The organism is Pandoraea norimbergensis, assembly GCF_001465545.3.
GTDB classification, from domain to species: Bacteria; Pseudomonadota; Gammaproteobacteria; order Burkholderiales; family Burkholderiaceae; genus Pandoraea; species Pandoraea norimbergensis.
In genome coordinates this window covers 5,461,140-5,481,874 of the sequence record NZ_CP013480.3, presented here as the reverse complement: position 1 = coordinate 5,481,874, position 20,735 = coordinate 5,461,140, and the positions used below count along the sequence as shown (strand labels likewise).

The following is a 20,735-nucleotide window of genomic DNA, read 5'->3' as shown; positions in this document are numbered from 1 at the left end:
TTTCATGAACATTTTTTTTGAGGAATCCGGCGGCTTCAAGGCCGGCACGGTGTTGTCGCAGCAGGGCGAGTCGTATCAGGTGGAGCTGCCGGGCGGACGTCGCAGCAAGATCAAGGGACGCGATGTCCTCTTGCGCTTCGAGTCCCCCGCGCCGGCCGAGTTGATCGTGCAAGCGCAGGCGGCATCGCAGGATATCGACATGAGTTTCCTGTGGGAGTGCGCGCCGGCCGAGGAATTCGCGTTCCCGGTGCTCGCTGCCGAGTACTTCGGCGAAGGGGCGAGCGTTGCGCAACAAGCGGGCCTCGCGCTCGCCTTGCAGGCTTCGCCCATCTACTTCCGCCGCAAGGGCCGTGGGCAGTATCAACGCGCACCGCAGGAACAGATTCAGGCAGCGCTCGCCGGGCTGGCGCGCAAGCAACAGCAGGCCGAGTTGCAAGCCAGCTATGCCGACCAGCTGATCGCAGGCACCTTGCCCGATGCGCTCAAGGGCAAGGAGCTGCAACTGCTGTTCCGTCCCGACAAGAACGCCATCGAATGGAAGGCCCTCGATGCGGCCGCGAGTGCCCTCGGCAAGACGCAGGCAGAAGTGATGCTGGCCTGTGGCGGCATTGCGTCGCCGCGCGCCTATCACGAGGCCGCGTTCCTGTATGAGTACTTCCCGCGCGGCACGGGCTTCCCCGATGTGGGGCCGACCCCGGTGCCGACGGAAGACCTGCCGTTGGCGGACGTTCAGGCGTTCTCCATCGACGACTCCACCACGACCGAAATCGACGACGCGCTGTCGGTGCAACTGCTGCCCGACGGGCTGCTGCGCGTGGGGATTCACATCGCCGCGCCTGCGTTGGGTATCACGCGTGGCGACGTGGTCGACGAGATCGCACGCGTGCGCCTCTCGACGGTCTACGCGCCGGGCGAGAAGATCACGATGCTGCCCGACTCGGTGGTCGAGACCTATACGCTCGCCGAAGGCGGTGCCCGGCCGGCGCTGTCGCTGTATGTCGTGGTCAAGGCCGACACCTACGAGATCGTCACTACCGAGACGCGTGCCGAACTCGTGCCGATCTCCGCGAATCTGCGCCACAACGAACTCGATTCGATCATTACGGCCGAAACGCTGGCCGATGGCAGCGGCGAGTATCCGCATAAGGAAGAGCTGCGCCTGCTGTGGCCGTTCGCACAATCGCTGTACGAGAAGCGTCAGGCCGCGCGCGTGGGCTACGGCCTGCGCCCGGAAGTGCAGAACAAGACCGACTTCAACTTCTACGTCGACGGCGAACACGTCACGATTAAGCAGCGCATGCGTGGCGCGCCGCTCGATCTGATCGTGGCCGAGATGGCGATTCTGGCGAACAGCCGCTGGGGCCGATTGCTGGCCGACTGCGGCGTGCCGGGGATCTATCGTGCACAGCGTGCCTACGGGGTGAACCGTACGCGCATGCAGACCTCACCTGCGCCGCACGAAGGGCTCGGCGTGGAGCAGTACGCGTGGAGCACCTCGCCGCTGCGTCGCTATGTCGATCTTGTCAATCAATGGCAATTGCTGGCATGCGTGCGTCATGGTGTGACGGCCAAGCTGGCGGCGCCGTTCAAGCCGAAGGACGCCGATCTCTACGTCACGGTGTCGAGCTTCGAAGCGGCGTACGCGGCGTATGCCGAGCACCAGAGCCGCATGGAGCGGTACTGGTGCCTGCGCTGGCTGCTGCAAGAGAACAAGTCGCAGGTGCAGGCGAGCGTGCTCAAGGGCGACACCGTGCGTCTGAACGATGTGCCGCTCACGCTCGTCGTGCCGGGTCTCGCGCCGCATGCCCGTGGCACGCAGATCATGCTCGACGTGCTCTCGCTCGACGTCGTCACGCTGGGCATTTCGGTGCGCGTGTCGCAGGTGCTCGACGCCAGTCAGTCGGTATTGGCCGAAGACGAAGATGACGGCGAAGGCGGCGAAGGCAACGAAGACGGCGGTAACGGTAACGGTGCATCGGGTGATGTCGAGGGTAGCGCTGACGGCAATGCCGACGGAGGAGCCGCCGATGCGTCCGACGTCGAGTCGGACGATGATGCCGAGGGTAACGCCGACACCGCCGATAACACCGACAACGCCGACGATGATGACGGCGTTGCCGTGATGGCAACGGAGGCTTCCGGCACCGCGCAAGCCGCGCACGCCTCGGCGAACGCTGCGTGCTGAAACCGGCTGTCGCGTCCGGCGATCTGGCCGCGGCTCGCCGCCGCGGCTGGGCCATCGTGCGCGAGCATCCGCTCGCCACGGGGCTGGCCATCTCCGCCATCGTGCATTTGATCGCACTGGCGGTGCATTTCGTCGCGCCCGACAGCTTTCGGCTACACAGTGCCGACACCCCGCTCGAAGTCGTTCTCGTCAACGCGAAGTCGGCCCATGCGCCGGACAAAGCCACCGCGCTCGCCCAAGCCAACCTGGTGGGCGGTGGCGAGCACGACGGCGAACGCGCGACCTCCCCCCTGCCATCGCGCGAAGCCGAGCGCGACGGTGCACCTGTCGCCCAAATCCAGCGCAACGTGAGCGAACTGGAGGCTGTGCAGGAAAAGCTGCTCTCGCAATTGCGCAGTCAGTACGCTGCCGTGCCGGAGTCGCAGCGCAGCCGAGCCAACGCCGCACAAAACGGGCGAGGGCAGGACGACCAGACCGTCGACCAGCAAATTGCCCGGTTGCAGGCGGAAATCGACAAGCAACTGCGTGCCTATCAAACGCGTCCGAAACGCGGTCAGGTCACTGCCAATACGCGCGAAGTGGCCTATGCACGTTATTTCGACACGCTGCGTCATCGCATCGAGCGCTACGGCACGGACCATTTCCCGCAAGTGGGCAACGACCGCCTGTACGGCGAATTGATCGTCACGCTCAACGTCAATCAGCGCGGTGGACTCGGTTATCACAAGGACGGCTGGGACGTGCAGGGCGTGGAAATTACCCGCAGCTCCGGCAACCGGGACCTCGACCGGCGCGCGGTGGCCATCGTGCAGGCCAGCGCACCGTTCGGTGACTTTTCGCCGGAAATGAAGCAGCGCTACGACATTCTGGAAATCGTCACGCGCATGACGTTCTCGCGTCAGGGCGTGCAGGCGCAAACCCTTACATCCCCGGCGTCGGACGCCGGCGCCACTGGCGGCAAAGCCTCGCCCTGAGGCCCTGCACGGTAAAACTTTCCAATCCTTTTTATAATTTGGAAGTTTTTTCGAACTGGAAAGTCCGCCATGAAATGGGTCCTCCTGGCGATCTTTGCTGCGTGCGCGGGGTATGTCCACCTGCGAGGTAAGATCCGCCATCGTTTTTTTCGCCAACTCTCTGATCACTCGACGTTTCTGTCACCGTTGAACGTGTTCATGTACACGTTTTCGCGGGTCCCGACGACGCCGTATCTGAAGCCGGACAACTTCCCCGAACTCGAACCCCTGCGCCAGCACTGGGAAGCCATTCGCGCGGAAGCCATTGCCTTGCTTGAGGCCCGTCGCATCAAGGCGTCCGACCAATACAACGACGTGGGCTTCAATTCGTTCTTCAAGAGCGGCTGGAAGCGCTTCTATCTGAAATGGTACGACGAGGCACACCCGTCGGCGCACGCGTTGTGCCCGGTCACGACGCAACTGGTGCAGCAAATTCCCACGATCAAGGCGGCGATGTTTGCCGAGTTGCCGCACGGCAGCCGGCTGGTGCGTCACCGCGATCCGTTTGCGGGGTCGTTGCGCTATCACCTCGGGCTGGTCACGCCGAACGACGATCGATGTTTCATCGATGTGGACGGGCGGCGCTACAGCTGGCGCGACGGTGAGGGCGTGTTGTTCGACGAGACTTACATTCATTACGCCGAGAATCAGAGCGGCCAGAACCGGATCATCCTGTTCTGCGATGTGGAGCGGCCGATGCGATACCGCTGGACGCAGGCCGTGAACCGCTGGCTCGGGCGTCATCTGGTGGGGGCGGCAGCCTCGCCGAACGATGCAGGCGACCGGACGGGCGTGCTCAATCGGGTGTTCAAGTATATTTATTCGATCCGCATCGTCGGCAAACGCCTCAAGGCGTGGAACCACTATGTGTACTATGCGGTGAAGTGGGCGCTGTTCGGGGGGATCGCGCTGTGGGTCTTCTGGTGATCCGCCGTCGCAGAAGTCCCGCCGCTATGGTCCTGTTGGCCCGATTGGCTTGAAGGATCGATGCGCCGCATCGCATGAAGTGCGAAGACCGCCGCATGCGGTACGATCGGCCCACGATCCGATGCATTTTTCAAGCGGCGCCTGAGCGAAAGCCAGGCGCCGCGTCTTTGACTACGATGACAAACCACACACCGTCCGAGGCTGTTGAGCCTGCTGATCGCTACGCCGTGATCGGCCACCCGGTTGAACACAGCCAGTCGCCCTATATTCATGCCGAATTCGCGCGTGAGACGCAGCAGCACCTGACCTATGAGCGACTTCTGGCGCCGCTCGATGCCTTTGCCGCCACCGTGCGTGTGTTCATCGAGAGCGGCGCACGAGGTGCCAACGTGACGGTGCCGTTCAAGCTGGAGGCGCACGCGCTGGCCGATCACCTGACCGAGCGTGCGCAGGCCGCCGGTGCGGTCAATACGCTAGTGTTCGACGCGCGCGGCATCACGGGCGACAACACGGACGGCGTAGGGTTGGTGCGCGATATCGAAGGGCCGCTCGGCGTGTCGCTGGCCGGCCGCCGTGTGCTGGTACTTGGCGCTGGCGGCGCGTCGCGCGGGGCGTTGCTGCCGTTGATCGGCGCCGGTCCTTCGCTGTTGTTCGTCGCGAATCGCACGGCAGCGCGCGCGGACGAACTCGTTGCCCGCTTCTCCGACGCCGCCCGCAACGCCGGTGTCAGTCTCGCAGGCGGTGGCTGGGACACGATTCCCACTGACTTCGACGTGATCATCAACGCTACGGCCGGCAGCCTGCAAGGCGACGTGCCGCCATTGCCCGCGGGTGTCTACGCGTCGGGTGCACTGGCTTACGACATGATGTACGGCGCCCATCCGACCGTGTTCATGACGCATGCGAGCGCGCACGGTGCGGCGAAGGTGGCCGATGGTCTTGGAATGCTCGTCGAGCAAGCCGCCGAGGCGTTTGCCGTGTGGCGCGGTGTACGCCCGTCATCGGTGGCCACACAGGCCGTGCGGGCTGCGCTGCGTGCGCGTCTCGTGGCCAAGGGCTGAGCGCGCCGGATGAGCGCCGTCCAGCGTCGCGCCCCGCGCAGTGCCCGCAAACGCCGGTGGGGGCCATGGCAATGGACCGCCTACTTCGTGACGTTGCTCGTCGTGGGCATACTCGCCACGCAGCTCTATTACTTCCTGCAAATCGGCTGGTGGGTGCGCTTCAATCCGCAATCGACGGCGTTCATGCGTGCCGCAGAGCAACGTTTGCGAGAGACCGATTCGAACGCGACGCTCAAGCATCAGTGGGTGCCGTACGACCAAATTTCGCGCAATTTGAAGCGCGCGATCATTGCCAGCGAGGATGCCAACTTCGTCAATCACGACGGTTACGAGATCGATGCGATGCTGGGCGCGTGGGAGAAGAATCAGAAGAAGGGACACATCGTCGCCGGCGGCTCCACGATTTCGCAGCAACTTGCCAAGAACCTGTTTCTCTCGAGCGAGAAGAGCTATCTACGGAAGGCGGAGGAGTTCAGCATCACGTGGATGCTTGAATTCTGGATGGACAAGCAGCGCATCTACGAGATCTATCTGAATTCGGTGGAGTGGGGCGAGGGAGTGTTCGGTGCCGAGGCGGCGGCGCGTTACTACTACGGTGTGCCAGCGTCGAAGCTGTCACCGTGGCAGGCGGCGCGGTTGGCGGTCATGCTGCCACGGCCGCGCTATTTCGACACGCACCGCAACTCGCCGTATCTCGCGCAGCGCGCGGGCGTGATTGCGCGGCGCATGGGGGCTGCGGAATTGCCGCAGTAGCGGTAATTCCCGCACAGCCCGCAACAATCGCAACGCAATCTCAACGGGGCATGTCGGCCGGCATCTGCACGACAGTGCGGGTCGGATACGGCAGCGAACAGCCCACGCCTTCGACCGTTTCCTTCACGCCGCGCTGAAGGTCCCAATAGAGCCCCCAGTAATTGGTGAGCAGTGACCAGACGCGCACGTTCACGATCACCGAGCTGTCGCTCACTTGCTTGACCATGATTTCCGGCGCCGGCTTGTCGATCACGCGATCGTCCTGCATTACGCGTTCGCGCAGGGCGTTCATGGCAGCATCGAGATCGTCGTCGAGCGCAATGCCGACGGTGATTTCCATGCGACGCGTTGCATTGCGGCTGTAGTTCGTCACCGGTTGGCCCCAGATCTGGCTATTCGGCACGCAGACGTAGATCCCATCGGCATTGGTGAGCGTTGTGGTGAACAAGCCGATTTCCTCGACCGTGCCGGCCACCGCGCTACCTGCCGTGATGTAGTCGCCGATACGAAACGGCCGCAGAAGCAGCAACATCGTGCCCGCCGCAATGTTCTGCAAGGTGCCTTGCAACGCCAGACCGATGGCAAGACCCGCCGCACCGAGTACCGCGATGATGCTGGCCGTTTGCACGCCGAACTGTGCCAGTACCGCGATCACGGTAATGATGCGCACCGACCATTGCACGATCGACGCGAGCAGGGGCTTGAGTGTCGCGTCGAAATTCGGCGAACGTCCCAACGTCTTGCGCACGAAATTACCCAGTCGCGCGGCGATCCAGAACCCGATCAGCAGAATCAACACGGCCTGTATGAACGACAGGCCGTAATTCACCGCATTGGCAGTGAGAAACCCCATCACGGCATCGAACGACGCCAGGGGCGTGGTCACTTCTGTCATCTCTTCAACTCCCTGTCAGCAGACGTCTCGGAACGTCGATATCAAAATTGACGCAAAGTGCGTTGATTGGTTCTTCAAGTGTGCCGAGGCTGACGACGAATGGAAGCGATGGGGGCAATTTTGAGAATCCTCCTACACGGCAATGCGGCGTCCGCTGACGCTGGCGGCACGGCGGCGGCGCTATCGTCACGCGAGTCCTGAGCCTTTGGGCGCCGCCCTTGGCGTGCCTGTCGCGTGCCTGTACACTTGGCGTCGCCGCGTAGCAGGGAGAATTCCGTTTGATCAATGCCTTCGTCATCCATAATGGCCGCCTGCAACAGGTGACCTGCGACCAACCGAGCGATCTGGCGAGTGTTTCGCCGGTCTGGGTCGATTTGCACAGTGAGTCGGAGGAAGAGCGACGCTGGGTCGAAGAGGCCTACGGCGTGAAGTTGCCCACGCGCGACGAACTCACCGATATCGAAGCTTCGGCGCGATATTACGAAGACGATGGCGGCGTGTTGCACGTGCGCACCGATTTCCTGCTTGATGAAGAAGAACAGTCGCGCAACGTGCCGGTCGCGTTCGTTGTGCTCAAAGACCTGCTGATCTCCATTCACGACGAAGACCTGCCGGTTTTCCGCCTCGTGCGCATGCGTGCGCGTATCCGGCCCGGTTCGGTACGCGACGCCATGGATGTACTGCTCGACCTGTACTCGACCGATGCCGAGTATTCCGCCGACTCGCTCGAAGGGGTGTACGCGGCGCTCGAAGAGGTGAGCCGGCGCGTGCTGGGCAAGAACCTGACCGACGCGGATGCGGCCAAGGCGCTCGAGAGCATTGCGGCCGAGGAAGATTTGAACGGGCGTATCCGGCGCAACGTGATGGACACGCGACGGGCGGTGTCGTTTTTGATGCGCACGCGCATGCTCAAGGACGAGCAGTATCAGGAAGGCAAGCAGATCCTGCGTGACATCGAGTCGCTCGACAATCACACGGCGTACCTGTTCGACAAGATCAACTTCCTGATGGACGCCACCATCGGTTTCATCAACATCAACCAGAACAAGATCATCAAGATCTTCTCGGTGGCGGCGGTCGCGTTTCTGCCGCCGACGCTCATTGCCAGTATCTATGGCATGAACTTCCAGATGATGCCGGAGCTGCAATGGGAGGCGGGGTATCCGTTCGCGGTCGGCCTGATGATCCTGTCGGCGATCGCCCCGTTCCTGTATTTCCGTCACCGCGGCTGGCTCGACTGAGAGGCAAGGGGGCTGAGCAGGTAAAATAGCGGCCTCGAATCGGAACACCGCCGGAAAACCGTCATGACATTCACGCAAGCCCTCAGCTCAGCCTGGACCCGCAACAACTCGCTGTTGTGCGTTGGCCTCGACCCCGAACCGTCGCGTATCCCGGCCCATTTGCAGGGCCGTCCGGATGCCATCTTCGAATTCTGCCGCCAGATCGTCGATGCGACTGCACCTTACGCGTGCGCGTTCAAGCCGCAGATTGCTTATTTCGCGGCCCATCGTGCAGAAGAGCAGCTTGAGCGTTTGATCGCTCACATCCACGCCGATCATCCGGGCCTGCCGGTGATTCTCGACGCCAAGCGCGGCGACATCGGCAGCACCGCCGAGCAGTACGCCCGTGAGGCGTTCGAGCGCTATCGTGCCGACGCCGTGACCGTGAACCCGTACATGGGTTTCGATTCGCTGGAGCCGTATCTGGCGCACACCGACAAGGGCGTTATCGTGCTGTGCCGCACGTCGAACCCGGGTGGCAGCGATCTTCAGTTTCTCGATGTCGACGGCAAGCCGCTGTATCAGACGGTGGCCCGTCTGGCCGCCGGTCCGTGGAACACGAGCGGACAGATCGGTCTGGTGGTCGGTGCGACGTTCCCGGCCGAAATCGCCACGGTGCGTGGCATCGTCGGCGATATGCCGTTGCTGATTCCCGGTGTCGGGGCGCAGGGTGGTGATGTGGAAGCGACGGTCAAGGCTGGCCGCACGGCGAATGGCACGGGCATGATGATCAACTCGTCGCGCGCCATCATTTACGCCGGGCGCGATGAGCAGTTTGCTGCCGCCGCAGCCGTCGCCGCAGAGAAGACGCGCGATAGCATCAACGTCTATCGGTAATGCCAGCGGGCACCCGTGCTGCGGTGAATGCCGTCGCATGGGGGCGCTGCAACCGCGTTGCTGGGTCAGTGCCAAGAAAAAAACAGCGCCTGCGAATCGCAAGGCGCTGTTTTTTATGTCTTTCGGGCTTCGCTTGTCCGCTTTGCCTATCGGTTTCGTGTACGGGGCGAGCCGATGTTGTGCTGACGCCGTGATTTACGACTCGGCGGTGTCGAGCAATTCGATCACACCGCGCAAGGCGTGTTGTGCTGCCTGACTGCGCACTTGTGTGCGATCGCCCTTGAAGTGCTTCGTCTCGACAATCGTCTTCACGCGATTGCTCCACCCGAAGCACACCATGCCGACCGGCTTGTCGGGCGTGCCGCCACCGGGACCGGCGACGCCGGTGATCGACAGCGAAATCTGCGCGCGGCTGTTGAACAACGCCCCTTCGGCCATGGCGCGCGCCACAGGCTCGCTCACCGCGCCGTGTTTCTCGATCAGTTCGGCAGGCACGCCGATCATCTCGGTCTTCGCCTGATTCGAGTACGTGACGAAGCCACGTTCAAACCAGTTGCTGCTGCCCGAAATGTCCGTGATCGCGGCGGCCACGAGCCCGCCGGTGCACGACTCCGCGGTGGTCAGCATCAGACGCTCGTCACGCAGACGATTACCGACTTTTACCGACAGTTGGGCCAGAAGAGCTTGTTGGGAAACCACGGGACGACGCCTTCAAAAGTGTATGTGCGGAGTGCTGTTGCCGATCAATTCATCGCTCGGTCTATCGGTCTATCGGCCTGTCGGTCTGTCGGTCTGTCTGTCGGTGTGCGAGCGTCGCAAGGCGGATTGCGGCCCGCCTCACCATTCAGACCATCGTTCAGATCGAACGCCACAACGCGATGACGAGCAGCGTGCAGAACGCAGCGACGAGATCGTCCAGCATGATGCCGAGGCCGCCTTTCACGGTGCGATCGAAGTAACGGATCGGCGGCGGCTTCACGGCATCGAAAAAGCGGAACAGGATGAACGCCACCAATTGTCCGACGAAGCTCGTGGGCGTAATCAGCAGCAGCACGATCCAGAACGCCACAATTTCGTCCCAGACCACTGCGCTGGGGTCTTGTGTGCCGAGCTTGCGCGCCGTAAAGCCGCAGATCCAGATGCCGCCGACGACCGCGACGGCAATCAGCGTCGCCCAGCCGGTGACCGTCAGATACAGATTGAGCACCAGATACGATGCCCAGCCGAATAGCGTGCCGACCGTTCCCGGTGCCAGCGACGAGAGTCCTGTGCCGAAGCCGAGGGAAAACAGATGGGCGGGGTGCGACAGCAGGAAACGCGTGTTCGGCCGGCGCGGGCCGCTGCCCGGATTGAGGGCGGCCGTTTGGTCAGTACTCATTGGAAATGGTCGAAACTTTTGAAGTCGGCAGCGACAGGCGCCCCCGTATCATCGTGTAATTGCAGCGGGGCCTGGCGTGCATCAGGAAGCGCTATTGTACCGATACGCGTCACGCGCATCCCGAGTTCGTTGCCGATGGCGGCAATTCGGTCGCGTTGCGCACTGTCGGCGCAGAAGCACAGTTGGTAATCGTCCCCGCCGGCCAGTGTGCAAAGTCGCTGAATCGCCTGCGATTGCCCAGCAAGTTCGCGCGAGCGCGGCAACGCATCGACGTTGATCCGAGCCCCCACCCCCGAGCGCTTGAGAATATGACCGAGATCGCCGAGCAGGCCGTCGGAAATGTCGAGCGCCGCACGTGCCACACCGCGAAGTGCCATGCCGAGTGTAATCTGCGGTTCGGGCCAGTCCATGGCACGGCGCACCTGATCGAAGTCGGCATCGCTTAACGGCCATTCACTGCGCAATACCCCGAGCGCCAGCCGCGCATCGCCCAACGTGCCGGAAACCCAGATATCGTCGCCGGGCTGCGCCGCGTCGCGCCGCAGCGCGTGTGCGCCCGGCACCGCACCGAAAACCGTGACACAGAGGTTGCGCGGTCCTCGAGTCGTGTCGCCACCGATGAGCGGGCAGTCATAACGATCGGCCAGCGCGGCTAATCCCTCGGCGAAGGGCCCAAGCCACGCAGGGTCGCTGTCGGGCAGGGCGAGCGCGAGGGTAAAACCGAGCGGCTTGGCACCCATGGCCGCCAGATCCGACAAATTGACCGCCAGCGTCTTGTGACCCAGCGCGCAAGGATCGACGTCAGGGAAGAAATGGCGACCTTCGACGAGCATGTCCGTCGAGATGGCGAGTTGCTCGCCCGCCGGCGGACGCAGCAATGCGCAGTCGTCGCCGATGCCGAGCGTCACTTGATCCCCCTGACGTGTCGCCCGGGCGAAAAAGCGATCGATCAGCGAGAACTCGGACAGAGGCACGGGCGTTGACGTAGGCATGGTCATGGGTGACGAAGTGTCGGCGTTGCGGGCAATGACGCGAAGCGTCATGCGAAGTCAGCAGGCCATGGGCGAAAAGATGACGACAAGATCGGCGGGAAGACCAAAGACAACGCAGCGCCAATCCTGTGAATCGCGAGTTCGATAGCGTATTTTACGAGCGCACCCCGGTTTTCCCAATGGTCTTGTGGCGCGCACGTTCGATTTCGGAACACTGCTTAGCCATGTCTCGGACAGCACCTTACCGAATTTTCATCTCTCGTCTGAAAATTGCGGATATGGTGCGATGCAGCGTTGAATTCTCGGGGAATTATCGCGACGATGCTCAGATCGAAGGTGCAGCCCTTATCCGCTTTTTGCATAAATGGCGTGAATAAATAGGGCTACAATTCGCATAGAAAATTTGAGCCATTCTGTCCGTTAAGAGCTTCCCCTCATGCCCACGCCGATCGATCCGAAACTGCGCGAAGCTGCGCTCGAGTATCACGAATTCCCCACCCCCGGCAAAATTGCCATCGCCCCGACCAAGCAGTTGCTTAACCAGCGCGATCTGGCGCTGGCGTACTCGCCGGGCGTTGCCGCCGCGTGTGAGGAAATCGTCATCGACCCGCTCAACGCTTCGCGCTACACCGCGCGCGGCAATCTCGTCGGCGTGATCTCGAACGGCACGGCCGTACTGGGTCTGGGCGATATCGGACCGCTTGCCTCCAAGCCGGTGATGGAAGGCAAGGGTGTGCTGTTCAAGAAGTTCGCCAATATCGACGTGTTCGATATCGAAATCGACGAGAAGGACCCCGAAAAGCTCGTCGACATCATCGCTGCACTCGAACCGACGTTCGGTGCGATCAACCTTGAGGACATCAAGGCGCCGGAGTGCTTCATCGTCGAGCGCAAGCTGCGCGAGCGCATGAAGATTCCGGTCTTCCACGACGATCAGCACGGCACGGCCATTGTGGTGGCGGCGGCGCTCATCAACGGTCTGAAGGTGGTCGGCAAGGATCTGACGTCGGTCAAGGTGGTGACCTCCGGCGCCGGTGCTGCGGCACTCGCCTGTCTCGACCTGATCGTGGACATGGGCCTGCCCATCGAGAACATCTGGGTGACGGATCTGGCCGGTGTGGTTTATGAGGGCCGCACCGAACTGATGGACCCCGAGAAGATTCGCTTTGCGCAGAAGACCGACGCACGCGGTCTTGCCGAGGTGATCGGCGGCGCCGACGTGTTCCTCGGGCTGTCGGCTGCGGGCGTGCTCAAGCCGGAAATGGTCAAGACCATGGCGGACAAGCCGCTGATTTTCGCGCTGGCCAACCCGAATCCGGAAATCACGCCGGAACTCGCGAAGGAAGTGCGTCCGGATTGCGTGATGGCCACGGGCCGCACCGACTATCCGAATCAGGTCAACAACGTGCTGTGCTTCCCGTTCATTTTCCGTGGCGCACTCGACGTGGGGGCCACGACGATCACGCGCTCGATGGAAATCGCCGCCGTGAATGCGCTGGCGGAACTGGCACGTCAGGAACAGAGCGATATCGTTGCTTCGGCCTACGGCATCAAGAACCTGTCGTTTGGTCCGGAGTATTTGATTCCGAAGCCCTTCGATCCGCGCCTGCTGGTCAAGGTCGCCACGGCCGTGGCCGAAGCCGCGATGGCGGCCGGTGTTGCGACCCGTCCGCTCGCCGACGTCGACGCCTACGAGCAATCGTTGCAGCAATTCGTGTATCACAGCGGCGGTCTGATGAAGCCGCTGTTCTCGGTGGCGCGCAGCGTGCCGGCCGACAAGAAGCGCATCGCGTTTGCCGAAGGGGAAGAAGAGCGCGTGCTGCGCGCGGTGCAGATTCTGGTGGATGAGCGCGTCGCCACGCCGATTCTGGTCGGCCGCCCGGCCGTCATCGAACATCGTATTCAACAGTACGGTCTGCGTCTGACCGCTGGTGTCGACTTCACAGTCGTCAACCCGGAGCACGACGAGCGCTACCGCGATTACTGGGAGACGTATCACCAGTTGACCAACCGCAAGGGCGTGACGGCATCGTACGCGCGTGTCGAAATGCGTCGCCGGACCACCCTCATCGCCGCCATGCTGGTGCGCAAGGGCGAGGCCGATGGCCTGATCTGCGGTACCGTTTCCACGCCGGGCCGCCACCTCCACTTCATCGATCGCGTGATCGGCAAGCGCGAAGGCGGTCATGTGTACGGCGCGATGAACGCGCTGATTCTGCCGAATCGCCAGATTTTCCTGGTCGATACGCACATCAATCAGGATCCGAGTGCAGAAGAGCTGGCCGAGATCACGTTGATGGCCGCGGAAGAGATTCGCCGCTTCGGTATTCAGCCGAAGGTTGCGCTGCTCTCGCACTCGAATTTCGGTACGAGCGACGCAAGTTGCGCCCGCAAGATGCGCGAAACGCTGGCGATTCTGCAAGAACGTGCACCCGAGCTGGAAGTGGACGGCGAAATGCATGGCGATTGCGCCCTCGACCCGGAACTGCGTGCGCGCATCATGCCGGAGTCGACGCTGACCGGTGCCGCCAACTTGTTGGTCATGCCGAACATCGACGCGGCGAACATTGCCTACAACCTGCTCAAGACGGCCGCAGGCAATAACGTAGCGATCGGCCCGATCCTGCTGGGGGCCGCCAAGCCGGTGCATATCCTCACGGAATCGGCCACGGTACGACGCATCATCAACATGGTCGCGCTGGTGGTGGCCGATGCGGCAGCGCAACAGGAAACGCGCTGACCGTTCAGGGGTGATCGGTGGTTCGCCGCCGTTCGGCCCACATTAGCCACAAAACGCCGCACCTTTCCGGGGCGGCGTTTTGTCATTTTAGCGACGCATTTTTCGTATCGTATATCGATATGTGTGTACTCACTTCCATGAAAAACTCTTTGTTTTCATGAATTTGTTGAGTGAATTAGTTGCCAAATGTAAGCCGACATTGATTCCGGGGAGTAATAGCGATACCCTTACGGCTTCACCTACCAGAACGGGCCCGCAGCGCAAAACCGCGCAGGCCGACAACCTAGCTATGACAATGGCACGTTGGCTTCACCGGAGCATCGTGGCGCTGACGGCGGCTGGGAGTGTTTTTCTGGGGGCGAATGCCGTGGCGCGCGAAACCGCGCCATATGTCACGGATCAAACGGCGGCGGTTTCCGTCACCGAGTTGCCCCGCGAAGCGCAGCGCACGCTGTCGCTGATTGCCCAGGGCGGGCCGTTCCCCTATGCCAAAGATGGCATTGTGTTCGGGAACTACGAAAAGCGCCTGCCCAAAATGCCGCGCGGCTATTACCATGAATATACGGTGCCGACTCCCGGTGCCCGCAATAGAGGTGCCAGGCGCATCATCTGTGGCGGTGATCAACGTGCAGTCGATCCTTGTTACTACACCCAAGATCACTACAACAGCTTTAGACGCATAAGGGAATGACAGCAGTATGAGTGAGCCGGTTTTCGCACAAGAACGCGGGAAAGATCTTATGGCAGATCCATTCGGTGCGGGCGAGGGCAACTTGTTCAAGCAGGTGCTGGGCCTGCATGCTGTTGCGCGGGCTGGCCGCCGCCATGCCTTATCGGAAGAGGGAGATATGAGTCTTTTCAAGACCGTCAGGCCGAATATTGTGCAGTCGATCCGCGCTTTCCGTGTGCCGGAGCTGGCTGACGAGGCCGAGCGACTGGGGCAGCACTTCCTGTATGCCAACTGCGCTCAGGCGCAGAGCAAGGCCGAAGTGCTTGAAACGATCGCTACGTCCTTCCAGCTCCCCAAGCATTTCGGCAAGAACTTTGACGCCTTACACGATTGCCTGACCGATCTCGTCAGCCGCAGCGGCGCACAGCCGGGCTTCGTGGTCGTGCTCGAAGGGCTGCCGGTGGCGACGAAGTTCGACAAAGATGCGCGAGAAACGCTGCTGGACGTGTTCCGCGATGCCGCCGAATTCTGGGGCGAACGGCGCGTGAGCTTCCGCGTGTTCTACTCGTTCGCGTAAGCATCGGGGCGTGATTTGGTGTGAACGTCACTGAATATCGCCCGATCGACTGATTCAGCGTTCGTCATGATGCAAAGAAAAAGGTCCGCAATCGCGGACCTTTTTTCATTTTCCGGGCTCCCGGGCCGATGTCGGCCCGTCACACTTTTACCCGGTCAGTCGCTCAGGACGTGTGTCCGGCGAGAAACTTCTGGGCAAGGCCCGCCAGATCGAACTGACCCTGCGGGACATCGCCGTTTGGTGTGAGGTGATTGACGACTTCCGGGAGAATTGACGACAGTTGCTGTGCCGCTTCGTCCGTACTGACCCCCGCCGTGTTGGCCAACTGCTGGAGTTGGCCGCCCGGGCCGAGTGCCTGAGCCACCTGATCGGGGGAAACCGGTTGGTTACCGCCGGTGCCGATCCAGGACTTCACGGCGTCACCCAGACCACCGCTTTCCAGCACCTGCGTGAGACCACCAAGACCGCCGAGTGCGCCGACCAGATCGGTGGGCGAAGTCGCCGGTGCCCCCGCGCCGCCGGGCTGAGGTGCCTGAGCACCGCCGAGCAAGCCACCCAGCAGACCGCCGAGTCCGCCAGCAGCACCACCCGCCGCGGCGCCGCCGCCGAGCATGCCACCCAGCGCACCGCCGAGTGAGCCCAGCAAACCGCCGCCACCGCCGTCCTGCCCTTCCGATTTGCCCGCATGACTGGCGATCATCGCCAGCAGGCCCATCAGCAGCAACATGCGCGTATTGCCGCCACCGCTGTTACCGCCTGCGGGGTTGCCGGCCGCGCCGCCGAGAATGGAATCGAGAATACCCATGACGATTTCTCCTTGAGGCCTGCTAGGCCGTGACTCGTTACAGAGTTACCCAACACTAAGCCTTACCAACCCCCCCAGCGTGCGGCAAGTGCCGCAAGGACTGCAATACCCGCTGTCTCCGTGCGAAGAATCCGATCCCCGAGGCGAATCGCCTCAAAGCCGGTGTCGCGCGCGAGGGTTTCTTCCTGAGGTGTAAGCCCGCCTTCCGGGCCGAAGAGCAACACGCCGGGCTGCGCCGGTGCCTGCGGCAATAGCGAATCAAAGCCGCTGTCCGCTCTAGGTGACAATAGCACACGCCATGCGTAACTCGTAACCGCGTCCTGGTCGCGTAACCACGCCGTAATCGGCCGGACCGGCAGGATCTGCGGCACGCGATTTCGGCCGCATTGTTCGCATGCCGCCTGCGCCAGCGCTTGCCAATGCGCGACCCGTTTGGCGGCCCGTTCGGTGTCGAGCCGGATCACCGAGCGCTCGGTCGACAGCGGTTGGATGTCGGTCACCCCCAACTCGATCGCTTTCTCAATCAACCAGTCCATCTTGTCGCCGCCGGCGATGCCCTGCGCCAGCGTCACGCGATAAGGGGTTTCAGCCTCGCGGGAATCGTGTTCACCCAGTTGCACCGTGGCGTGTCGCTTTTCCAGACTCATTAGTTCGGCCGGATACTCGCCGCCGGTGCCATTGAACAGCGTGAGCGTGTCGCCCGCTTTAAGACGCAATACCTGAACATGACGCACGACCGCGTCGGGAAGGTCGAGCAGGGCGCCGGTGTGCAAGGGCGCATCAACGAAGAAACGGGGCATACGCGGTGGGAAGGGGCCGGATCAGGCGTAAAAATGGGCGACGTCGGTGCTTTCGAAGCGAATCTCCGACCGGTCAGGGGCTGAAGCATACCCCAAGGGTCGCCGCTGGCACTTAACGACGAGGTGCGACGGGACGCGCGAAACCCCAGCGATAGCCGTCGATATCTTCAAGCTGGCAGAATCGATCGCCCCAGAACTGGTCTTCGGGCGGCATCAGGCCCTTGGCGCCGGCAGCGGTCGCCCGCGCGTAAAGCGCGTCGACATCGTCGGTGAAAACATAAAAGCTCTGTGGCGCTTCTACGCCCGAGGTTCGCGGCGAGCGGGCCGCGCTGGCAAACGCGCCTTCGGGGGCGAACATCAGGATCAATTCGCCTTGATAGAACATTTCGACGTGCATCACGGCGCCATCGTCGTCCATCGTGTTGTGCACGGTAAAGCCAAACGCCTGCTCGTAAAACGTGGCGGAAGCTCGCGCGTCGCGCACGGTCAGATAGGGCGTCAACCAAGGCACATGTGACGGGCGGGGATCGGACATGACTTTCCTCCGTTGTTGCTGCCGGGCGGCCGTAAGAACCGGCCCTCAGGCCCGGCGCTCGATACGAGCATCCAATATACAAGGAACGCGCACGATCTTCACCCCGAGCGAGTCATCTCGTGCCAATGGGCGTATTGGGGGCGTCAAGCGTATCCGTCAGGTCGGGAGGAATGTCGAAAAGCGCCGTGTGGCGCGACACGGCGTAGTGCCTAAGACTGCGTAGTTGATCGGGGGAAGCCCGTTGGGCGGCCGTTTGCAGCGAGTTGGCATCGGTGCCGCGCGCATCGAGCGCATCGCTGGCGACGGCCAACGCCCACTGCGACCCATAAAGGGGCACGTAGGCCGTCATCGGCTGCACGCGCGCGAAGACCGAGCGTAGCGCTGCAAGCACTCGCCGCACCTGCACCGGCTCGAACCACGGGGCACCCAGTTGCACGGCAATGCCGCCACGGGGTGTCAGAAGTGACCGGACTTTTGCAAAGAACGCGGCGCCATGCAGCGGGGCGGCGGCACCGTCGGTTTCAGTGAGGTCGAAGATCACGGCGTCGAATCGGTCGCCATGCGAGAGCGCGGCGTCGACAAAATCGCGTGCGTCGCCGATGACGAGCGTCGTGCGCCGGTCGTCGAACGCGCCATCGGCGAGCGACGGCATGTGCTGCAAGATCATCGCAGGGACTTGCGCATCGAGTTCGGCAATGACGACCTCGGTCACGCTGGCATGACGCAAGGCTTCGCGCGCCGAGCCGCCATCGCCGCCACCGATCACGAGCACGCGTTTCGCGTCGCCGTGCGCAAGCAGCAGCGGATGGACCATGCACTCGTGGCAAATGTGAGCATCAGCGAGACTGGCCATGAACCGCCCGTCGAGCCGATAGGCGCGTCCGAGCGGGCCGAGGGCCGGAAGATCGACGATTTCGATGTGCTGATAGGGCGATACCGCCGTCGCCACCGTGCGGCCGGCGAGGGCGTAGGTCGCCCAAGGGCCGAGTGGGGCGGAAAACGGCTTGAGTGCGGCATCGGAATCGTCCGCAGTGACGTCGCTTTTGACGGGCATTGTTGTGACAACTTCCTCTAAATTGCGGTGATTGCGCCACTTTTTGGCATCATTCCACGTTCTCGCCATTTGGGGAAGTTCACCGCAAGCGACCCGGGGAGGTGCCGTATCTGATAAAATCGCGATCTTTATCCTGCACTTGATTTCGCGCGGCAGCTCGCGGCAACGGGGCACGCCCGCTATTCCGGCTGGTCACCATGACGAACTCCTCTACTGCTACGGCTGCGCTGATGGCTTCCGCCATTCGCGTCCTCTCCATGGACGCGGTCCAACAGGCCAACTCCGGTCACCCTGGTGCGCCTATGGGCATGGCCGATATCGCGGTCGCGCTCTGGGGCCGTCACCTCAAGCACAACCCCGTCAATCCGCACTGGTTCGATCGCGACCGCTTCGTGCTGTCGAACGGCCATGGCTCGATGCTCATCTACTCGTTGCTGCATCTGACGGGCTACGATCTGCCGATCGAAGAACTCAAGCATTTCCGCCAACTGCACAGCAAGACGCCGGGTCACCCTGAAGTGGGTATCACGCCGGGTATCGAGACGACGACGGGCCCGCTGGGTCAGGGCATCACGAATGCCGTCGGCTTTGCTTTGGCCGAAGCGCTGCTCGCGAAGGAATTCAATCGCCCGGGCGCCGATATCGTCGATCACTACACGTATGCGTTCCTCGGCGACGGCTGCCTGATGGAAGGTATCTCGCATGAAGCCTGCTCGCTGGCCGGTACGCTGCGCCTGAACAAGCTGATCGCGCTGTACGACGACAACGGCATCTCGATCGACGGCGACGTCGAATACTGGTTTGCCGACGACACGCCGAAGCGTTTCGAAGCCTATGGCTGGAACGTGATCCGCGATATCGACGGACACAACGCCGACGCGGTCGATGCTGCCATTGCGCAGGCCAAGACGTCGGATCGTCCGACGCTGATCTGCTGCAAGACGCTGATTGGCAAGGGTGCACCGAACAAGCAAGGCGGTCACGACGTGCACGGCGCGCCGTTGGGCGCGGATGAAATCGCCGCCACGCGTGCCGCGCTGGGCTGGACCCTGCCGCCGTTCGAAGTGCCGGCCGAAGTCTACGCCGCATGGGACGCCAAGGCCGCGGGTCAACAAGCCGAAGCTGCCTGGAACGAGCGTTTTGCCGCTTATCGCAGCCAGTTCCCGGCCGAAGCCGCCGAGTTCGAGCGCCGCATGAAGGGCGAACTGCCGGGCGACTTCAAGTCGGCGGCTGCCGCACTGATCGCCAAGACCAACGAGAAGGCCGAGACCGTGGCAACGCGTAAGGCGTCGCAACTGGCCATCGAAGGTCTCGCTGCCGTGCTGCCGGAATTCCTCGGCGGCTCGGCCGACCTGACCGGCTCGAATCTGACCAACTGGAAGGCCAGCAAGCCGGTGCGTGCCAACGCCGATGGCGTGCAGTACGGCAACCACATCAACTATGGCGTGCGCGAATTCGGCATGAGCGCCATCATGAACGGCCTCGCGCTGCATGGTGGTCACATTCCGTTCGGCGGCACGTTCCTGACGTTCTCGGACTACAGCCGCAACGCGCTGCGCATGGCCGCGCTCATGAAGCTGCGTTCGATCTTCGTGTTCACGCACGATTCGATCGGTCTGGGCGAAGACGGCCCGACGCACCAGTCGATCGAGCACGTCTCCAGCCTGCGTCTGATTCCGCAAATGGACGTGTGGCGTCCGTGCGATACGACGGAAACGGCAAGCGCCTGGGTGGCTGCCGTGGAGCGTCACGATGGCCCGTCGAGCCTGGTGCTCAGCCGTCAGAACCTGCCGTTCGTCTCGCGCGACGACGCGCAGATCGCCAATATTCGTCGCGGCGGCTATGTGCTGCGTGACGTGGCGAATCCGCAGATCGTGCTGATCGCAACCGGTTCGGAAATGGATCTGGCCCTCAAGGGCGCCGACGTTCTGGCCGCCGAGGGTATTGCTGCGCGCGTCGTGTCGATGCCGTCGACCAACGTGTTCGACCGTCAGGACAAGGCGTATCGCGACAGCGTGCTGCCGCGCGGCGTGCCGCGTGTGGCCATCGAAGCCGGTGTGACGGCGTTCTGGCACAAGTACGTCGGCCTGGAAGGCGGCGTGGTCGGTATCGACACCTTTGGCGAGTCGGCTCCGGCCGGCGTGCTGTTCAAACACTTCGGCTTCACCGTCGACCACGTGGTCGCGACGGTCAAGTCCGTGCTTGGCTGATTTCGTTAGACCTTACGGAGAAA

General features: G+C 62.5%; 19 protein-coding genes. 11 read left to right on the top strand and 8 right to left on the bottom strand.

The features are described from left to right. Window positions 1–4 precede the first annotated feature (4 nt). The 5 genes from AT302_RS23990 to mtgA all read left to right on the top strand — a co-directional run bounded on the left by AT302_RS23990 (window position 5) and on the right by mtgA (window position 5,939). On the top strand, window positions 5–2,185 hold the full coding sequence (locus tag AT302_RS23990) for a ribonuclease catalytic domain-containing protein (protein ID WP_084656652.1): 2,181 nt from the start codon (window positions 5–7) through the stop codon (window positions 2,183–2,185). Then, window positions 2,179–3,159, top strand: a complete 981-nt coding sequence (locus AT302_RS23985; protein ID WP_237172008.1) for an energy transducer TonB family protein — start codon at window positions 2,179–2,181, stop codon at window positions 3,157–3,159. The genes AT302_RS23990 and AT302_RS23985 overlap by 7 nt, the downstream gene beginning before the upstream one ends. Before the next feature lie 69 nt (window positions 3,160–3,228). Then, the gene (gene lpxO, locus AT302_RS23980) at window positions 3,229–4,125 is read left to right on the top strand and encodes a lipid A hydroxylase LpxO (protein ID WP_058376149.1); all 897 of its coding nucleotides are present in this window, start codon (window positions 3,229–3,231) and stop codon (window positions 4,123–4,125) included. A gap of 176 nt (window positions 4,126–4,301) precedes the next feature. After that, window positions 4,302–5,186 (top strand): shikimate dehydrogenase, encoded by an 885-nt coding sequence (gene aroE, locus AT302_RS23975; RefSeq protein ID WP_058376148.1) that lies wholly within the window; start codon window positions 4,302–4,304, stop codon window positions 5,184–5,186. 9 nt (window positions 5,187–5,195) lie between these two features. Next, entirely contained in the window at window positions 5,196–5,939 is a 744-nt protein-coding gene (mtgA, locus tag AT302_RS23970) for a monofunctional biosynthetic peptidoglycan transglycosylase (RefSeq protein WP_058376147.1), read from the top strand. A 40-nt stretch (window positions 5,940–5,979) separates the two neighbouring features. Here the strand turns inward: mtgA and AT302_RS23965 are convergent, their stop codons facing one another. Next, a complete protein-coding gene (locus AT302_RS23965) occupies window positions 5,980–6,834 on the bottom strand; it encodes a mechanosensitive ion channel family protein (protein WP_058376146.1) in 855 nt (284 codons plus the stop codon). Window positions 6,835–7,112: 278 nt separating this feature from the next. Between AT302_RS23965 and corA the strand changes: the two genes are divergently transcribed. Both corA and pyrF read left to right on the top strand, forming a co-directional pair. Further along, window positions 7,113–8,075, top strand: coding sequence for a magnesium/cobalt transporter CorA (gene corA / locus AT302_RS23960; protein ID WP_058376145.1), 963 nt, complete (start codon window positions 7,113–7,115; stop codon window positions 8,073–8,075). Window positions 8,076–8,138: 63 nt separating this feature from the next. After that, on the top strand, window positions 8,139–8,951 hold the full coding sequence (gene pyrF / locus AT302_RS23955) for an orotidine-5'-phosphate decarboxylase (RefSeq protein WP_058376144.1): 813 nt from the start codon (window positions 8,139–8,141) through the stop codon (window positions 8,949–8,951). A 195-nt stretch (window positions 8,952–9,146) separates the two neighbouring features. On the opposite strand, the gene AT302_RS23950 is transcribed toward pyrF, so the two are convergent. The 3 genes from AT302_RS23950 to thiL form a co-directional block, all read right to left on the bottom strand. Further along, complete coding sequence (locus tag AT302_RS23950) at window positions 9,147–9,650, bottom strand: CinA family protein (RefSeq protein ID WP_058376143.1); 504 nt, start codon at window positions 9,648–9,650, stop codon at window positions 9,147–9,149. Between the two features lie 157 nt (window positions 9,651–9,807). Then, window positions 9,808–10,329 carry a phosphatidylglycerophosphatase A family protein gene (locus tag AT302_RS23945; RefSeq protein ID WP_058376142.1) on the bottom strand — a complete coding sequence of 174 codons (522 nt, stop codon included), beginning with the start codon at window positions 10,327–10,329 and terminating at the stop codon, window positions 9,808–9,810. After that, window positions 10,326–11,321, bottom strand: coding sequence for a thiamine-phosphate kinase (gene thiL, locus AT302_RS23940; RefSeq protein WP_058379912.1), 996 nt, complete (start codon window positions 11,319–11,321; stop codon window positions 10,326–10,328). The genes AT302_RS23945 and thiL overlap by 4 nt, the downstream gene beginning before the upstream one ends. 436 nt (window positions 11,322–11,757) lie before the next feature. Between thiL and AT302_RS23935 the strand changes: the two genes are divergently transcribed. The 3 genes from AT302_RS23935 to AT302_RS23925 all read left to right on the top strand — a co-directional run bounded on the left by AT302_RS23935 (window position 11,758) and on the right by AT302_RS23925 (window position 15,308). Then, the gene (locus AT302_RS23935) at window positions 11,758–14,061 is read left to right on the top strand and encodes an NADP-dependent malic enzyme (RefSeq protein WP_058376141.1); all 2,304 of its coding nucleotides are present in this window, start codon (window positions 11,758–11,760) and stop codon (window positions 14,059–14,061) included. A gap of 295 nt (window positions 14,062–14,356) precedes the next feature. Further along, window positions 14,357–14,752 (top strand): ribonuclease domain-containing protein, encoded by a 396-nt coding sequence (locus AT302_RS23930; RefSeq protein WP_058376140.1) that lies wholly within the window; start codon window positions 14,357–14,359, stop codon window positions 14,750–14,752. A 7-nt stretch (window positions 14,753–14,759) separates the two neighbouring features. Then, entirely contained in the window at window positions 14,760–15,308 is a 549-nt protein-coding gene (locus tag AT302_RS23925; protein ID WP_058376139.1) for a barstar family protein, read from the top strand. 163 nt (window positions 15,309–15,471) lie between these two features. On the opposite strand, the gene AT302_RS23920 is transcribed toward AT302_RS23925, so the two are convergent. From AT302_RS23920 to AT302_RS23905, 4 genes are all read right to left on the bottom strand, one after another. Continuing rightward, complete coding sequence (locus tag AT302_RS23920; RefSeq protein ID WP_058376138.1) at window positions 15,472–16,113, bottom strand: YidB family protein; 642 nt, start codon at window positions 16,111–16,113, stop codon at window positions 15,472–15,474. 62 nt (window positions 16,114–16,175) lie between these two features. Then, window positions 16,176–16,913, bottom strand: a complete 738-nt coding sequence (locus tag AT302_RS23915) for a 16S rRNA (uracil(1498)-N(3))-methyltransferase (RefSeq protein ID WP_058376137.1) — start codon at window positions 16,911–16,913, stop codon at window positions 16,176–16,178. Window positions 16,914–17,025: 112 nt separating this feature from the next. Beyond that, window positions 17,026–17,448, bottom strand: a complete 423-nt coding sequence (locus tag AT302_RS23910; RefSeq protein ID WP_058376136.1) for a VOC family protein — start codon at window positions 17,446–17,448, stop codon at window positions 17,026–17,028. 112 nt (window positions 17,449–17,560) lie between these two features. Further along, window positions 17,561–18,502: a spermine/spermidine synthase domain-containing protein gene (locus AT302_RS23905; protein ID WP_058376135.1), complete on the bottom strand. Its 942-nt coding sequence runs from the start codon at window positions 18,500–18,502 to the stop codon at window positions 17,561–17,563. A 197-nt stretch (window positions 18,503–18,699) separates the two neighbouring features. Between AT302_RS23905 and tkt the strand changes: the two genes are divergently transcribed. Beyond that, window positions 18,700–20,712, top strand: a complete 2,013-nt coding sequence (gene tkt, locus AT302_RS23900) for a transketolase (protein WP_058376134.1) — start codon at window positions 18,700–18,702, stop codon at window positions 20,710–20,712. Window positions 20,713–20,735 lie beyond the last annotated feature (23 nt).

Excerpts from the sequence above, each read along its gene's own strand:
- lpxO (WP_058376149.1), top strand. The coding sequence starts at position 3,229 with ATGAAATGGGTCCTCCTGGCGATCTTTGCTGCGTGCGCGGGGTATGTC.
- tkt (WP_058376134.1), top strand. The coding sequence starts at position 18,700 with ATGACGAACTCCTCTACTGCTACGGCTGCGCTGATGGCTTCCGCCATT.
- thiL (WP_058379912.1), bottom strand. The coding sequence starts at position 11,321 with ATGCCTACGTCAACGCCCGTGCCTCTGTCCGAGTTCTCGCTGATCGAT.
- AT302_RS23910 (WP_058376136.1), bottom strand. The coding sequence starts at position 17,448 with ATGTCCGATCCCCGCCCGTCACATGTGCCTTGGTTGACGCCCTATCTG.
- aroE (WP_058376148.1), top strand. The coding sequence starts at position 4,302 with ATGACAAACCACACACCGTCCGAGGCTGTTGAGCCTGCTGATCGCTAC.
- AT302_RS23930 (WP_058376140.1), top strand. The coding sequence starts at position 14,357 with ATGGCACGTTGGCTTCACCGGAGCATCGTGGCGCTGACGGCGGCTGGG.
- AT302_RS23945 (WP_058376142.1), bottom strand. The coding sequence starts at position 10,329 with ATGAGTACTGACCAAACGGCCGCCCTCAATCCGGGCAGCGGCCCGCGC.
- AT302_RS23920 (WP_058376138.1), bottom strand. The coding sequence starts at position 16,113 with ATGGGTATTCTCGATTCCATTCTCGGCGGCGCGGCCGGCAACCCCGCA.
- AT302_RS23925 (WP_058376139.1), top strand. The coding sequence starts at position 14,760 with ATGAGTGAGCCGGTTTTCGCACAAGAACGCGGGAAAGATCTTATGGCA.
- AT302_RS23935 (WP_058376141.1), top strand. The coding sequence starts at position 11,758 with ATGCCCACGCCGATCGATCCGAAACTGCGCGAAGCTGCGCTCGAGTAT.
- pyrF (WP_058376144.1), top strand. The coding sequence starts at position 8,139 with ATGACATTCACGCAAGCCCTCAGCTCAGCCTGGACCCGCAACAACTCG.
- AT302_RS23915 (WP_058376137.1), bottom strand. The coding sequence starts at position 16,913 with ATGCCCCGTTTCTTCGTTGATGCGCCCTTGCACACCGGCGCCCTGCTC.
- AT302_RS23990 (WP_084656652.1), top strand. The coding sequence starts at position 5 with ATGAACATTTTTTTTGAGGAATCCGGCGGCTTCAAGGCCGGCACGGTG.
- AT302_RS23965 (WP_058376146.1), bottom strand. The coding sequence starts at position 6,834 with ATGACAGAAGTGACCACGCCCCTGGCGTCGTTCGATGCCGTGATGGGG.
- AT302_RS23905 (WP_058376135.1), bottom strand. The coding sequence starts at position 18,502 with ATGCCCGTCAAAAGCGACGTCACTGCGGACGATTCCGATGCCGCACTC.
- mtgA (WP_058376147.1), top strand. The coding sequence starts at position 5,196 with ATGAGCGCCGTCCAGCGTCGCGCCCCGCGCAGTGCCCGCAAACGCCGG.